The following is a 14,096-nucleotide window of genomic DNA, read 5'->3' as shown; positions in this document are numbered from 1 at the left end:
GCCTCCCTGCGGCTAAACCGCTTGCGATCCCTGCCGGAGAGAGCCATGTCCACCATCGACATCGAGACCGCGCGCCGGGTGGCGAAACTCGCCCGCATCCGCGTGCCTGACGAAACCCTGCCGCAACTGGCCGAGCAGCTCTCGGGCATCCTGACGTTCATGGAACAACTGAACGAGGTGAACGTGGACGGGATCGAACCGATGACATCGGTCACCCCGATGCGCCTGAAGCGCCGGCAGGACAGTGTGACCGACGGCGACATGCAGGCAAAGATCCTGTCCAACGCCCCCGATGCCCGCGAGGGTTTCTTTGCCGTGCCGAAGGTGGTCGAATGAGCCTGAACACCCTGACCATCGCCGAAGCCCGCGACCGCCTGCGCGCGCGCGACGTGACCTCGGTCGAATTGACGCAGGCGTGCCTGTCGGCGATCGACGGTGCCGGTGCGCTGAACGCCTTCGTGCACAAGACGCCCGAGATCGCGCTGAAGCGCGCGGCGGCCGCCGACGCGCGGATTGCGGCGGGCGACGCCCCGGCGATGTGCGGCATCCCGGTCGGCATCAAGGACCTGTTCTGCACCGAGGGCGTGCCCTCGCAGGCTGCCTCGAACATCCTGAAAGGCTTCCGGCCCGAGTATGAATCCACGGTCTCGGCGCAGTTGCGCGACGCGGGCGCGGTGATGCTGGGCAAGCTGAACATGGATGAGTTCGCGATGGGTTCGTCCAACGAATCCTCGTGCTACGGCAACGCGGTGAACCCCTGGCGGCGCGGCAACGACGACACGCCGCTGACGCCGGGCGGGTCCTCGGGCGGGTCGGCCGCGGCGGTTGCCGCCGACCTGTGCCTGGGCGCGACCGGCACCGACACCGGCGGTTCGATCCGCCAGCCCGCCGCCTTTACCGGCACCGTGGGCATCAAGCCGACCTACGGGCGGTGCTCGCGCTGGGGGATCGTGGCCTTTGCCTCGTCGCTGGACCAGGCCGGGCCGATGACCAAGACGGTGCGCGACGCCGCGATCATGCTGGGCGCGATGGCCGGACATGACGCCAGGGATTCGACCAGCGCCGACATCGCGGTGCCGGATTTCGAGGCCGCGTTGAGCGGTGACATCCGCGGCAAGACCATCGGCATTCCGCGCGAATACCGCATGGACGGGATGCCGGCCGAGATCGAAAAGCTGTGGTCCGACGGCACGCGGATGCTGAAGGACGCCGGCGCGGCGATCCGCGACATCTCGCTGCCGCACACGAAATACGCGCTGCCCGCCTATTATGTCATCGCCCCGGCCGAGGCCTCGTCAAACCTGGCGCGCTATGACGGCGTGCGCTATGGCCATCGCGCCACGCTGGGCCCGGGCGACGGCATCGTCGAGATGTATGAAAAAACCCGCGCCGAAGGGTTCGGCCCCGAGGTGCAGCGCCGGGTGATGGTGGGCACCTATGTGCTGTCGGCCGGGTTCTACGACGCCTATTACAACCGGGCGCGCCGCGTGCGGGCGCTCATCAAGCGCGATTTCGACCAGGCCTTTGCCGCCGGCGTCGATGCGATCCTGACGCCGGCCACCCCGTCCTCGGCCTTTGGCCTGGGGGAAATGGCGGATGCGGACCCGGTGGCGATGTATCTGAACGACGTGTTCACCGTGACTGTGAACCTGGCGGGCCTGCCCGGCATCGCCCTGCCGACCGGGCTGGACAGCAAGGGCCTGCCGCTGGGCTTGCAACTGATCGGCCGCCCCTGGGGCGAGGCCGACCTGCTGAACACCGCGCTGGTTCTGGAAAACGCGGCGGGATTTGTTTCCAAACCGCAAAAATGGTGGTAACCTGTCGGCCTAACAAGATCGAAAAAAGATCGAGCAGAGGCAGACATGCGAATACTGGCACTGGCGGGACCGCTGGCCCTGTTGGGTTTGGCGGCCTGTAGCACGGGTCCGGAATCCTATGCGTCCATGACCCAGACTGGGGTCGGGTTCGGCGATTACCAGCAGTATCTGCGCCAGCGTGAAACCGCGCGCCAGTCGGCCGTGCCCTATTCCGTGCCGCCCGAGGCCCAGCAACGCATTCTTCCGCCAGGCGCGATGCCCGCGCAGGCCCCCAGCACGCTGGACGCCGTACCGGTGCGCGCGCGTCCGGTGCCGCCGCCTGTGCCTGCCGCGACGCCCACCCCCGCCGTGACGCCCATGCGCACCGTCGCGGTCGCGCCGATCGCAACGCAACCCCTGGCCCCGGCCAGCGCGGCCCCCATGGCTGCCCCGATGCGCACCGCCGCCGCGCAACCGGCGCCGCAACCGGCGGCCACCGTCGCCTTTGCCGGCACCGCCGCCGGGACGGTCGAGACCGCGCCGCGCTCCTCGATCCGCGATCAGAACGTCTTTCACGGCGGCGCCTCGCAGCGCGTCGCGCCCGGGTCGGTCGGCGGCGCGCGGGGTCCGGCCCCGGCCGAGATCGTCACCGTCACCTCGGTGCCGCCTCCGTCGGAAAGCGGCGGGCCGAACCTGATCGCCTATGCGCTTGGCGCCACCGGCGCGGTCGGCACCGAAACCTACCGACGCCTGAACCCGCTTCGCTGGTCGCGCTGGCAGGACGCCTGCCTGCAATACCGCAACCAGGACGCGGCGCAGCTGGCCTTCCTGTCCAATGGCGGACCGCAGCGCGACCCCGACAACCTGGACCCCGACGGCGACGGCTACGCCTGCTGGTGGGACCCGAGGCCGATCCGTCAGGCCGCCGCGCAGCGTTGAGATGATCCGCCACCCCTCGCCCAACGCCGGGCCGCGCCGCGACGGATTGCGGCCCGAGCTGGTGGTTCTGCATTTCACCGAGATGGCCAGCGCCGAGGCCGCGCTTCAGCGCCTGTGCGACCCCGCGGCCGAGGTCTCGGCGCATTACCTGATCGCGCGCGACGGCAGGCTGTGGCAGATGGTGGACGAGGGCGCGCGCGCCTGGCACGCCGGGGCGGGCGCCTGGCGCGGCCGGGACGATGTCAACTCGCGCTCGATCGGGATCGAGCTGGACAACGACGGGCGCAGTCCCTTCCCGCATCCGCTGATGGCGCGCCTGGAAACGCTCTTGCCCGGGATCCTGTCGCGCTGGTCGATCCCGGCGCGTGGCGTCATCGCGCACAGCGACATGGCGCCCCAGCGCAAGAGCGACCCGGGCCCGCGCTTTGACTGGCGGCGGCTGGCGCGGCAGGGGCTGGCGATCTGGCCCGAGACCGCCGGCGACGCCGACGCCCCGCTCGCCGCATCGCTCGACCGGATCGGATACCCGCCGGCGCCTGCCGATCTGCGCCTCAGGGCCTTCCGGCTGCGGTTCCGGCCGGGCCATGCCGGGCCCGAGGACGGGCGCGACCGGGCCCTGGCGGATGCCCTCGCCAGATTGTCTGACGATTGAAATTCGACCAGAACTGCCGCGCGAGCCAGCGGATCGAGCCTTTGGCAGGTCGAATAAGTGACAGCCTGACTCAGAGCGTGGTGTTGATCCCGCCGCCGTCCAACAGGATGTTCTGCCCGACGATGAACCCCGCGTGCTGGCTGCACAGAAAGGCGCAGGCCGCGCCGAATTCGGCTGCCGTGCCATAGCGCCCGGCTGGAATCGTCGCCATCCGCTCGGCCCGCGCCGCCTCGAGGGTGACACCCTTGGCCCGGGCCACGCCGCCGTCCAGCGCGTCGGCCCGGTCTGTCGCGTGGATGCCGGGAAGCAGATTGTTGATCGTCACGCCGGTGCCCGCGACCTGCCGCGCGGTGCCCGCGACGAAACCCGTCAAGCCGGTGCGCGCGGCGTTCGACAGCCCCAGAACGCCGATTGGCGCCTTGACCGCCTGGCTGGTGATGTTGACCACCCGGCCCCAGCCGCGCGCCATCATCCCCGGCAACAGCGCCTGCATCAGCGCGATCGGCGTCAGCATGTTGGCATCCAGCGCCTTGATGAAATCCGCGCGCGACCAGTCGGTCCACAGGCCGGGCGGCGGTCCGCCGGCGTTGGTGACCAGGATATCCACCGCGCCCGCGACCTCGAGCACCCGCGCGCGCCCTTCGTCGGTCGTGATGTCGGCTGCGACGGCCTCGACCGTGACGCCATGCGCGGCGCGGATCGCCTGGGCGGTTGCCTGCAACGCCGCGTCGCCGCGCGCGTTCAGGACCAGGTCCACCCCGGCGTCGGCCAGGGCCTCGGCGCAGCCGCGCCCCAACCCCCTGGACGAGGCACAGACCAGCGCGCGTTTCCCCTTGAGACCCAGATCCATGAGCGTTCTCCCGTGCTTTCGGACAGAGGTAACACCCGCCCACCCGCTGGGCAATCCGCGGCCGCGATTGACCTTTGCCCCGGGGGCACCCTACACTCGCGCGCCAAGTGTCCGAGTTCACCCGATGCCCGCCTCCCTGCCGCCGACCCCTGCTGCCGCGCACGCCGTTTCGGCCTATCCGGCCGAGGACCTGCGCGTCCACACCGGCGCGAACGCGGGCGATCCGCTGGCCTCGCCCGCCGACAGCGTGTGCGGTGATTATTACCGCCTGGCCGAGGGCGCGACACCGCTGACGTTGATGCTGGACCTCGACTCGCCCGACGGCGAGGGGCGACTGGCGCCGGGGTCCGAGCGCGGCAACCCCGGCGATCCGGTTCGGCTGGAGGGGCGGCTGTCGCTGATGGCGCCCGACGGCGATCTGGTCGAGGTTCTGGTGGTGAACCTGGGCGCGGCGCGGGTGGCGCTGCCGCTGTCCCCCCTGCTGACGCGCCACGTCTATTCGCTGATCGCCACCGACCCCACGCCCGGGCCGATCCGGCTGGCTGCGGTGGTCGCGGGCGCCTTTGCGCGGGGCACGCGTGTGGCATTGGCCGACGGCCGCCAGTGCCCGGTCGAGGATCTGGCCCCCGGCGACGCGCTGGTTACCCGCGACCACGGCGCGCAGGTGCTGCGCTGGAAGGGGGCGGTGACGCTCAGGGCCGAGGGGGGCTTTGCGCCGGTCGTGGTGCAACCCGGCGTCATGGGAAACCCCGGCCCGCTGGTGGTCAGCCCGCATCACCGCCTGTTTCTCTATCGACGCGACGCGCGCAACCTGACCGGTGCGGCCGGGCTGCTGGTGCAGGCCCGTCACCTGGTTGATGACAGCGCGATCCTGCGCCGCGAGGGGGGGCATGTCGAGTATTTCTCGTTGGTGTTCGACGCGCACGAGGTGATCTACGCCGAGGGCGTCCCGTGCGAAAGTCTCATGGTCTGCCCCTCGGTCCTGACCCGCCTGCCCGAGGATCTGGCCGCCCCCTTGCGCGCGGCCTTTCCCGGCCTGTCGCAGCGGCTGCACAGCGGTGCCGATCTGGCCCCCGAGATGGTCTCGCGCCTGCCGGACCGGCCCGGCGCGCGGCTGCCCCTTCGTCCTTGAGCCCGGAACGCCATGCCCGACCTCTCTGTCATCGCCGCGACCGACCTGTCTGCCCGTTCGGCCCATGTCGCCGCCCGCGCCCGCGCGCTGGCAGAGGTTCTGGGCGCGCGGCTGGTCTGCGTCCATGTCACCGACGGCAAGGCCCCCGCGGCCCTACCCGGCGACACCCGCCTGCTGACCGGCGAAACCGCGCCCGCCCTCGCCGCCCTGGCGACCGAGGAAAACGCGGCGCTGATCGTGTTGGGGCTGCACCGGGAACGGCGCGTTCTCGATGTTCTGCGGCTGACGACGATGGAGCGCATCGTGCTGGCCGCGCCCTGCCCCGTGCTGATCGCGCACCAACCGCCGGAACGCAAATATGCGCAGGTGCTGGCACCGACCGATTTCTCGGCCGGGTCGGCGGCGGCCCTGGCCATGGCGGCGCGCATCGCCCCCGGCGCGCAATTCCACGCGATCCACGCCTTGCAGATGCGTCTAGGCGCCCGCGCCGCGCCCGGCAACCGCGAGTTCGAAGCCGCCATGGACCGCGCCGAGGCCCATTGCAGCGCCTTCCTGTCGCGCCCCGGCCTGCCGCCGCTGGCCGAACCGCCCGAGATCGTGCCGGGCGGCGTGCACCCCGTGCTGGCGTTTCGCAGCGCCGAGCTGGGGGCCGATCTGGTGGCGATCGGGGCGCATTCGGGGCGCAGTCCCGACCAGTTGGGCAACTATGCCCGCGACCTGATGCGCGCGCCGCCGACCGACCTGCTGGTCAGCAAGCCCGGTCCCTGAACGGCGCGGCGCCGACAGCAGAAAGGGGGCCGAGGCCCCCTTTCCCGTCGCCTCGGGTCGGGCGTGTTATTGCAGCAATTCCGTCCAGATCTGGGTGCGGATTTCCTGCACGTCTTGCGGGCAGGCCGGCGAGAAACGCCCCGCCGACACCAACTCGGCCGGGATCACGATCTCGGGCGCGTTGCGCATCCCTTCGTCCATGAATTCCTCGGACCCGGTGATGCCGTTCGCATAGCGGGCAAAGTTCGACAGCATCGCCGCGTGCTCGGGTTGCAGGATGTAGTTGATGAAGATCATCGCGTTTTCCGGGTTCTGGGCGTCGGCCAGAACGGCGGCGTTGTCCATCCACACCGGATAGCCCGTCGCCGGATAGCCATAGGCGAGGTCGGCGTTCTGCAACCGCGCCCGCATCGAGGCCCCGTTCCAGTAGATGCCCGCCAGAATGTCACCGGCGGCGTAATTGTCGATCGTGCCATAGTCGATCGACAGCCAGTGCGGCTTTGCCGCCATCAGCGTGTCGCGCGCGCGGCGCAGCACGTCCATGTCCGTGGTGCAGACGCTGTCGCCGCCCGCCGCATAGATCGCGATCGCCATCACGTCCGACATCTCGGGGATCACGTTGATGCGGCCGTCCAGCTCGGGCGGTGGATTCAGGACGATGTCGGCGGTGTTGATATCACCGTGATAGACCGAGGTGTTGACCAGAATCCCCGTCGTCCCCCACTGCCACGGCACGGTGTATTCGCGCCCCGGGTCGAAATCGACGTCGCGCCACTGCGGCGCGATGTTGTTGCGGTCGGTGACGATGGCGGGATCGAGAGGCTGCAAGAGCCCCTCTTGAATCCAGGTCTGCACATAGGAATGCGTCGGCACGACGATATCGAACCCGTGCCCGCCCTGCCGGACCCGGGCCAGCGCGGTGTCGTTCGAATCGAAGTCGGTGATCGTGACCTGGATGCCCGTGTCGCGGGTGAATTGTTCGATCAGTTCGGGGCTGGTGTAGTTGCCCCAGTTGTAGATGTTCAGCACCCCGTCCGCCTGGGCCGCGGTGGCCGAGGCGGCGATCAGTGCCAGCGTGGAAATCAGCGTTCTTTTCATTGTTGGGTCTCCCTGTCGGTGTTGGATTGGATCACCCGCGCTTGCGGGTAATCAGGAAAAACGCGGTCACGAACACCAGTGACAGCGCCAGGAACAAGGTCGCGATCGCGTTCATCTCGGGCGTGATGATGCGCCGCAACTGGCCGAGCATGTAGGTCGGCAGCGTGTCCTGCCCGGCGGATTTCACGAATTCGGTGATGACCACCGTATCCAGCGAAATGACGAAGCCCAGCATGAAACCCGCCGCTATGCCCGGCACCAGCAGCGGCAAGGTGATGTATCGGAACGCCTGCACCGGGCTGGCATAGAGATCGGCGGCGGCGCGTTCCAGCGTCGGGTCCAGGGTCTCGAGTCGGGCGCGGATCGGCAGATAGGCAAAGGGGATGCAGAACGCCGTATGCGCGGCGACCAGATAGCCCATCCCGGTGTAGCCCGTGTTGACCTTGACCCAGGCCACGCAGATCAGCAGCGCGATGCCGGTGACGATCTCGGGCACCATCAGCGGCTGGTTGATGAGCGCATAGATCATCGTCTGCCCCGGAAAGCGGCTGACGCGGGTCGTGGCCAGGGCCGCCGGCACCGCCAGCGCCGTCGCCACCCCCGCCGCCACCCCCGCCAGCCAGAGCGAGCGGATCGACACGTCCTGCACCTGCTGGTTGGCAAAGGCCGCCGCATACCATTGCAGCGAGAACCCCTCCCATTGCGATTGCGAGGTTCCGGCGTTGAAGGAAAACACCACCAGAACCAGAATCGGCAGGTAGAGCAGCACGAAGGTCGCCAGCGCGACCACGCCGAAACCGGGCAATCTGCGCACGTCAAAGGGTCTAGCCATGCCGCCGCCCCTCGCCATCGGTGTTGACCGCGCGCAGATAGAACACCAGCGCAACCGTCACCAGGATCAGCAGCAACATCGCCAGCGCCGCGCCCAGGGGCCAGTTGCGCCCCTGCCCGAATTGCAGCGCGATCAGGTTGCCCAGCATCATCGTCCGCCCGCCCCCCAGCACGCGCGGCGTGACATAGGCCCCGATCGACGGGATGAAGACCAGGATCGAGCCCGCCACGAATCCGGGTTTCACCAACGGCAGAATGACATGCCAGAGCACCCGCCAGCGGCTGGCGTAAAGGTCATAGCCGGCCTCGACCAGGCGGAAATCCAGCTTGTCCATTGCCGCATAGAGCGGCAGCACCATCAGCGGCAGGAACACATAGGCCATGCCCATCAGGATCGCGACATTGGAATAGAGCAGTTGCAACGGCTCGTCGATCACGTGCAGCGCCAGCAGGGCGGTGTTCAACATCCCCGTGCCGCGGATCAGTTCCTGGATCGCAAAGGTGCGGATCAGAAGGTTGGTCCAGAACGGAATGGTGATCAGGAACAGCCACAGCGCCCGGCGATGTGGCGGGCGGGTGGCGATGAACCAGGCGGTCGGAAAGCCCAGCACCGCACAGATCGCGGTGGTCTGGACCGACAGCCAGACCGTGCGCCAGAACACCGTCAGATTGGCGGTGTTCCAGCTGACCAGATCTGGCTCAAAGATGTCACGGCTGAAAAAGACCTTGAACCAGCCGTCGAGCGAGGGCGACCAGGCGATCCCGCCCATGTTGCCAGGGCTGAGGAAGGAATAGACGGCGACGATCAGCAGCGGCCCCGAGGCCGCCAACACCAGCACCAGCAAGGCGGGCGCGCTGAGCAGCCATTTCCAGCCGTGGCGCTCGGCGGGCGGGGCCGGTTCCGGGGGCGCGGCGCGAACGGCGGGCTCAGGCATCGCTCACGCCCTCAGCACGCGCAACGCGCCGGTTCCCAGCGCCAGACCCACGGTGCTGCCGGGCGCGGGCACCGGCAGATCGGCGGTGTTCTGGCGCCGCAAGACAAAGGGCTGGCCGTCGCCCAGCGTCAGGTGCAGGTGGGTATCGGTGCCGAAAAAGACCGCCGACTGGACGGTGGCGGTCATCGCCGCGCCGGGCGGATCGGCGAGCGTGGCCTGTTCGGGACGCAAGATCGCCGTCACCGACTGCCCCAAGGCCGGAACCAGCCCCTCCGGCAGGCGGGCCTCGGCGGTCTGGCCACCCGGCAGGGTCAGGGTCGCGCGTCCGTCGCCCAGCGCGACGACCGTCAGGGTCAGGAAATTCGTGTCGCCGATGAAATCCGCGACAAAGCGGTCGGCGGGCGCGTGATAGATGTCGTGCGGGGTGCCCAGTTGCAAGATGCGGCCCGCGCTCATCACCGCGATGCGGTCGGACATCGTCAGCGCCTCTTCCTGGTCGTGCGTCACGAACACAAAGGTGATCCCGGTCTCGGATTGCAACCGCTTGAGTTCGCTTTGCATTTCCTTGCGCAGCTTGAGGTCCAGCGCGCTCAGCGGTTCGTCCAGCAGCAGCACGCGCGGGCGCGGCGCCAGCGCCCGGGCCAGCGCAACGCGTTGTTGCTGCCCGCCCGAGATCTCGCTGGGCCGGCGGCCCGCCATCGGCTCCATCCGCACCAGACGCAGCATCTCGGCGACGGTCGCGGCGACCTCGGCCCGGGGGCGGCCCAGCATCTTCAGGCCAAAGCCGATGTTCTGCGCCACCGTCATATGCGGAAACAGCGCATAGTTCTGAAAGACGGTGTTCACCGGGCGCGCGTTGGGCCCCTTGCCCGCCATCTCGTCGCCGTTGATGCGCAACCTGCCAGAGGTCGGGGCCTCGAACCCGGCGATCATGCGCAAGAGCGTGGTCTTGCCGCAGCCCGACGGGCCCAGGAGGGTGAAGAATTCGCCCGTGCCGATGGTCAGGTCGATGTCGCTCAAGGCGCGAAAGGCGGCGGCGCCCTGACCAAAGACCTTTCCCAGGCCGGTGATCTCGATTTCCGGGGTCATGCGCTCTCCCAGACGACGCGACCGCCGCAGACGGTGACCGCGGCACGCATCTCGCCGATTTCGGGGATGGGCGTGGCCTCGATGTCGCCCGACAGGATCACCAGATCGGCCAGATACCCCGCGCGCAGCCGGCCCTTGCGGTCCTCGGTGTGTTCGGCCCAGGCGCCACCGATGGTATAGCCCGCCAGGATGTCGTGCAGGCCCAGGGTCTGGTCCGTTCCGCCCTCATAGCGCGGGCGGGTCAGCGCCGCCTGGATGCCGCGGAACGGGTTGATGTCGGTCACCGGCCAGTCCGAGGCAAAGGCCAGCCGCGCCCCGGCGGCAGCCAGGTCCCGGCACAGATAGGCGTCGCGCCAACGGTCGCGGTGAATCTTGTTCATGGTCGGCAACAGGGGGAAATCCATCGCCCCGGGCGCGTGGACCGGCTGGATCGAGGCCGTCACCCCCAACGCCGCCAGTCGGGGCACATCGGCCCGGTCGATCAATTCGATATGTTCGATCCGGTGCCGCGAATCGCGCGGACCGTTCGCCTGCCGCGCCGCCTGATACCCGTCCAGCACCCGCCGCACCGCGCCGTCACCGATGGCATGGACGGCGATCTGAAGGCCGCGCCGGTCGGCCTCGATCGCGATCTCGTTGAACCGCTCGGCGGTGTGCAACGGATCGCCCTTCCAGCCGGGATGATCGGGATAGTCGTGCAGCATCGCCGCCGTTTCGCTGTCCACGACCCCGTCCATGAACAGTTTGACGAACCCCGACGCCAGCCAGTCGTCGTTGAATTCCGCGCTCAAGGCGGTGGCCTCGGCCAGATCGGCGGGCTGGCGGTGGGGGCGGTAGTGGAACGGCACCCGCACCCGCGCGGTCAACCGCCCCTGCCGTCTGAGTTCGGCCAGCACCAGCAGCGTGTAGCGGTTGCCGTCCATGTTCACGAGCGAGGTGAACCCGTGCCGCGCGCAGTGCCGCAGGCCGCGTTCCATCGGTTCGAGATCGGCGATCAGATCGGCATGATCCGGCGCCGGCACGGGTTCCTCGCCCGTCGCGATGCCCGCCGCGATCCGCGTCTGGCCGGTCAGGGCCAGCACCGGGGCGAAGGCCTCGAATTCGCGCAACTCGCCGGTGGCGAGGCCATCGGCCCCCAGGACGATCTCGTTGCCGACGCCCAGCGACCGCCCGTGCAGGATGCCCGCCATCTCCAGCGCGCGGGTGTTGGCCCAGGCGGTGTGGTGGTCGGCGGCGGTAAACAGGACGGGGCGGTCGGGGATGATCGCGTCCAGATCGTGGCGGGTCAGGGCGCGGCCCAGAATCGCATAGTCACACCCCTGGCCCATCAGCATCGGCGCGTCGGGGTTGGCCGCGGCAAAGGCGCCCAGCGCCTGGCGCAGGGCCTCGGCGCCCTGGACATGCAGCAATTGCAGATGCCCCAATTCGTTGCCGCCCATGAAAAGGTGCAGGTGACTTTCGATCAGCCCGGGCAACACCGTCGCGCCGCCGGCGTCGATCACCCGGCAGCCGGCACCGGCCAGCGCGGCGATCTCGTCCGTGGTGCCGACCGCCAGCACGCGCTCGCCTTGCAGGGCGACGGCTTCGGCGCGAGGCCGCGCCTCGTCCATCGTCAGGACCTTGCCGTTGGTCACGATCAGCGTCGCCAACCCCATGCTTACCCCCATGCAGGATGTCCTTTCGGTCGAGTTGAGCAATTATTTGATCAAATAGCAACCGTGCGGTGCCGGAGGCCGCGTGAAAACCCCGGGCTGCACCAAAAACCGGCAGCCCGTCAGTCGAAGCAGGCGGCAATCAGCGTGCGGGTAAACGCGGCCGTCATCGGCACCGGATTGCCTGCGGTCGAGGGGTCCTTGAGCGCGCCGGCCAGAAGGGCGTCGTGATCGGGGTGGGCGATGCCCAGCGCGGTCAGATTGTGCGGCAGACCCAGATCCGCGATCCGCTGGCGCACATGCGCGCGAAACCCGTCGAACCCGCCCGCGATCCCCAGATAGTCGGCCGCGCGCGCCAGCCGGTCAGCGATCGCCGGCTGGTTGGCGTCCAGCACCGGCACCATCACCGCCGCGTTGGTCGTGCCGTGATGGGTGCCATAAAGCGCGCCGACCGGATGGCTGATCGCGTGGATCGCGCCCAGCCCCTTTTGAAAGGCGACCGCCCCCATCATCGCCGCCGCCATCATCTGGCCGCGCGCCTCGAGATCGGCACCGTCGGCATGGGCGCGTGGCAGCGCCTCGTTGACCAGGCGCATGCCCTCCAGCGCGATGCCCTGGCTCATAGGGTGGAAATGCGGCGAGCAATAGGCCTCGAGGCAATGCGCGAACGCGTCCATTCCGGTGCCGGCGGTGATCGCCGGCGGCAGACCGATGGTCAGCTCAGGGTCGGAAATGACCACCGACGGCAACAGCCGCGGATGGAAGATGATCGTCTTTTCATGCGTCTCGACATTCGTCAGGACCGAGGCCCGCCCGACCTCGGAGCCGGTGCCCGCGGTGGTCGGCACCGCGACGATGGGCCGAATCGCGGCCGCGTCGGCGCGGGTCCACCAGTCGCCCACATCCGCGAAATCCCAGACCGGTCGCGTCTGCCCGGCCATGAAGGCGATCAGCTTGCCCAGATCCAGCCCGGACCCGCCGCCAAAGGCCACCACGCCGTCATGGTCCCCCGCGTGAAAGGCGGCGAGCCCGGCCTTCAGGTTGGCCTCGGTCGGGTTGGGATCGACCTCGGCGAACAAGGCGCGGCCCAGCCCCGCTTCCTCGAGGATCGCGGCCGCGCGCGCCGTGATCGCCAGCGTGGCCAGGCCGCGGTCGGTGACCAGCAGGGGCCGCCGGATGCCGGCCGCGGCACAGGCCTGGGGCAACTCTTGCAGGCGCCCCGCGCCGAACCGGATTGCGGTGGGATAGGACCAGGTGGCGCTGGGTGGCATGGGCAGCCCTTTCGTTGTCGGCGCCCCATGTCAGCACCTTTCCCCCCGCCGGGCAATGCCGGGCTTTCCCCTTGCCCCGCGCCGCCCCGCTTTCTATACCCCGGCCAAAGGCCTGAGAGGTCCGCCATGTCCTTTACCCAACGCCACCTGCTGGGCATCGAGCCCCTGCACCCGTCCGAGATCACCGCGATCCTCGATCTGGCCGATGATTACGTCACCCTCAACAGGTCGGGCGACAAGCACCGCGAGGTGCTGAAGGGCCTGACCCAGATCAACATGTTCTTCGAGAATTCGACGCGCACGCAGGCCAGTTTCGAACTGGCCGGCAAACGTCTGGGCGCGGATGTGATGAACATGGCGATGCAAACCTCGAGCGTGAAAAAGGGCGAGACGCTGATCGACACGGCGCTGACGCTGAACGCGATGCACCCCGATCTGCTGGTCGTCCGCCACCCCCATTCCGGCGCGGTCAATCTGCTGGCGGAAAAGGTCAACTGCGCCGTGCTGAACGCCGGGGACGGCAAGCACGAGCACCCGACCCAGGCGCTGCTGGACGCGCTGACAATCCGCCGCAAGAAGGGCCGCCTGCACCGCCTGACGGTGGCGATCTGCGGCGACATCGCCCACAGCCGGGTCGCGCGGTCGAACCTGATCCTGCTGGGCAAGATGGAAAACCGCGTGCGCCTGATCGGCCCCCCGACGCTGATGCCCGCCGGCGTGCAGGAGTTCGGCTGCGAGGTCTACGACGACATGCAAAAGGGCCTGCAAGGCGCCGATGTCGTCATGATGCTGCGGCTTCAGAAAGAGCGCATGGACGGCGGCTTCATCCCGTCCGAGAGGGAATACTATCACCGCTACGGCCTGGACGCGGAAAAGCTGGCCTTTGCCAGGGACGACGCCATCGTCATGCACCCGGGCCCCATGAACCGCGGGGTCGAGATCGACGGCACCATCGCCGACGATATCAACCGCTCGGTCATCCAGGAGCAGGTGGAAATGGGCGTCGCCGTGCGCATGGCGGCGATGGACCTGCTGGCGCGCAACCTCGCGCACCGGCACGCGACGCCGGCTTGACCCACCGCT

The 14,096-nt window shown here is 68.9% G+C and carries 14 protein-coding genes; 7 read left to right on the top strand and 7 right to left on the bottom strand.

Annotation, left to right across the window (positions count from 1 at the left end):
* Positions 1 to 45 precede the first annotated feature (45 nt).
* The 4 genes from gatC (at position 46) to H6900_08520 (ending at position 3,387) form a co-directional block, all read left to right on the top strand.
* On the top strand, positions 46 to 336 hold the full coding sequence (gene gatC / locus H6900_08535) for an Asp-tRNA(Asn)/Glu-tRNA(Gln) amidotransferase subunit GatC (protein ID MCC0073323.1): 291 nt from the start codon (positions 46 to 48) through the stop codon (positions 334 to 336).
* Positions 333 to 1,817 carry an Asp-tRNA(Asn)/Glu-tRNA(Gln) amidotransferase subunit GatA gene (gene gatA, locus H6900_08530; protein ID MCC0073322.1) on the top strand — a complete coding sequence of 495 codons (1,485 nt, stop codon included), beginning with the start codon at positions 333 to 335 and terminating at the stop codon, positions 1,815 to 1,817. Before gatC ends, gatA begins: the two co-directional genes overlap by 4 nt.
* A 126-nt stretch (positions 1,818 to 1,943) precedes the next feature.
* A complete protein-coding gene (locus H6900_08525; protein ID MCC0073321.1) occupies positions 1,944 to 2,735 on the top strand; it encodes a hypothetical protein in 792 nt (263 codons plus the stop codon).
* 1 nt (position 2,736) lies between these two features.
* On the top strand, positions 2,737 to 3,387 hold the full coding sequence (locus tag H6900_08520; protein MCC0073320.1) for an N-acetylmuramoyl-L-alanine amidase: 651 nt from the start codon (positions 2,737 to 2,739) through the stop codon (positions 3,385 to 3,387).
* A gap of 70 nt (positions 3,388 to 3,457) precedes the next feature.
* Here H6900_08520 and H6900_08515 read toward each other — a convergent pair whose 3' ends face one another.
* Entirely contained in the window at positions 3,458 to 4,237 is a 780-nt protein-coding gene (locus H6900_08515; GenBank protein ID MCC0073319.1) for an SDR family oxidoreductase, read from the bottom strand.
* A gap of 124 nt (positions 4,238 to 4,361) precedes the next feature.
* Between H6900_08515 and H6900_08510 the strand changes: the two genes are divergently transcribed.
* Positions 4,362 to 5,369, top strand: coding sequence for a Hint domain-containing protein (locus H6900_08510; protein ID MCC0073318.1), 1,008 nt, complete (start codon positions 4,362 to 4,364; stop codon positions 5,367 to 5,369).
* 12 nt (positions 5,370 to 5,381) lie between these two features.
* The gene (locus H6900_08505; GenBank protein MCC0073317.1) at positions 5,382 to 6,137 is read left to right on the top strand and encodes a universal stress protein; all 756 of its coding nucleotides are present in this window, start codon (positions 5,382 to 5,384) and stop codon (positions 6,135 to 6,137) included.
* A 66-nt stretch (positions 6,138 to 6,203) separates the two neighbouring features.
* On the opposite strand, the gene H6900_08500 is transcribed toward H6900_08505, so the two are convergent.
* From H6900_08500 to H6900_08475, 6 genes are all read right to left on the bottom strand, one after another.
* Entirely contained in the window at positions 6,204 to 7,235 is a 1,032-nt protein-coding gene (locus H6900_08500; protein MCC0073316.1) for an extracellular solute-binding protein, read from the bottom strand.
* A 31-nt stretch (positions 7,236 to 7,266) separates the two neighbouring features.
* Complete coding sequence (locus tag H6900_08495; GenBank protein ID MCC0073315.1) at positions 7,267 to 8,067, bottom strand: ABC transporter permease; 801 nt, start codon at positions 8,065 to 8,067, stop codon at positions 7,267 to 7,269.
* Positions 8,060 to 9,001, bottom strand: coding sequence for an ABC transporter permease (locus H6900_08490; protein ID MCC0073314.1), 942 nt, complete (start codon positions 8,999 to 9,001; stop codon positions 8,060 to 8,062). Before H6900_08490 ends, H6900_08495 begins: the two co-directional genes overlap by 8 nt.
* Positions 9,002 to 9,004: 3 nt before the next feature.
* The gene (locus H6900_08485; protein ID MCC0073313.1) at positions 9,005 to 10,090 is read right to left on the bottom strand and encodes an ABC transporter ATP-binding protein; all 1,086 of its coding nucleotides are present in this window, start codon (positions 10,088 to 10,090) and stop codon (positions 9,005 to 9,007) included.
* A complete protein-coding gene (locus tag H6900_08480) occupies positions 10,087 to 11,739 on the bottom strand; it encodes an amidohydrolase (protein ID MCC0073312.1) in 1,653 nt (550 codons plus the stop codon). The genes H6900_08485 and H6900_08480 overlap by 4 nt, the downstream gene beginning before the upstream one ends.
* A 125-nt stretch (positions 11,740 to 11,864) precedes the next feature.
* Positions 11,865 to 13,013 (bottom strand): iron-containing alcohol dehydrogenase, encoded by a 1,149-nt coding sequence (locus H6900_08475; protein ID MCC0073311.1) that lies wholly within the window; start codon positions 13,011 to 13,013, stop codon positions 11,865 to 11,867.
* 126 nt (positions 13,014 to 13,139) lie between these two features.
* On the opposite strand from H6900_08475, the gene H6900_08470 reads away from it, so the two are divergent.
* A complete protein-coding gene (locus H6900_08470; GenBank protein ID MCC0073310.1) occupies positions 13,140 to 14,087 on the top strand; it encodes an aspartate carbamoyltransferase catalytic subunit in 948 nt (315 codons plus the stop codon).
* The last annotated feature ends 9 nt before the right edge of the window (positions 14,088 to 14,096 follow it).

Origin of the sequence: Rhodobacter sp. (assembly GCA_020637515.1) — a bacterium.
Taxonomy (GTDB): Bacteria; Pseudomonadota; Alphaproteobacteria; order Rhodobacterales; family Rhodobacteraceae; genus Pararhodobacter.
This window is presented reverse-complemented; position numbering and strand designations above follow the sequence as displayed.

Coding starts and splice junctions, on each gene's coding strand:
- H6900_08475 (MCC0073311.1), bottom strand. CDS start 13,013: ATGCCACCCAGCGCCACCTGGTCCTATCCCACCGCAATCCGGTTCGGC.
- H6900_08505 (MCC0073317.1), top strand. CDS start 5,382: ATGCCCGACCTCTCTGTCATCGCCGCGACCGACCTGTCTGCCCGTTCG.
- H6900_08510 (MCC0073318.1), top strand. CDS start 4,362: ATGCCCGCCTCCCTGCCGCCGACCCCTGCTGCCGCGCACGCCGTTTCG.
- H6900_08515 (MCC0073319.1), bottom strand. CDS start 4,237: ATGGATCTGGGTCTCAAGGGGAAACGCGCGCTGGTCTGTGCCTCGTCC.
- H6900_08490 (MCC0073314.1), bottom strand. CDS start 9,001: ATGCCTGAGCCCGCCGTTCGCGCCGCGCCCCCGGAACCGGCCCCGCCC.
- H6900_08520 (MCC0073320.1), top strand. CDS start 2,737: ATGATCCGCCACCCCTCGCCCAACGCCGGGCCGCGCCGCGACGGATTG.
- gatC (MCC0073323.1), top strand. CDS start 46: ATGTCCACCATCGACATCGAGACCGCGCGCCGGGTGGCGAAACTCGCC.
- gatA (MCC0073322.1), top strand. CDS start 333: ATGAGCCTGAACACCCTGACCATCGCCGAAGCCCGCGACCGCCTGCGC.
- H6900_08485 (MCC0073313.1), bottom strand. CDS start 10,090: ATGACCCCGGAAATCGAGATCACCGGCCTGGGAAAGGTCTTTGGTCAG.
- H6900_08525 (MCC0073321.1), top strand. CDS start 1,944: ATGACCCAGACTGGGGTCGGGTTCGGCGATTACCAGCAGTATCTGCGC.
- H6900_08470 (MCC0073310.1), top strand. CDS start 13,140: ATGTCCTTTACCCAACGCCACCTGCTGGGCATCGAGCCCCTGCACCCG.
- H6900_08495 (MCC0073315.1), bottom strand. CDS start 8,067: ATGGCTAGACCCTTTGACGTGCGCAGATTGCCCGGTTTCGGCGTGGTC.
- H6900_08500 (MCC0073316.1), bottom strand. CDS start 7,235: ATGAAAAGAACGCTGATTTCCACGCTGGCACTGATCGCCGCCTCGGCC.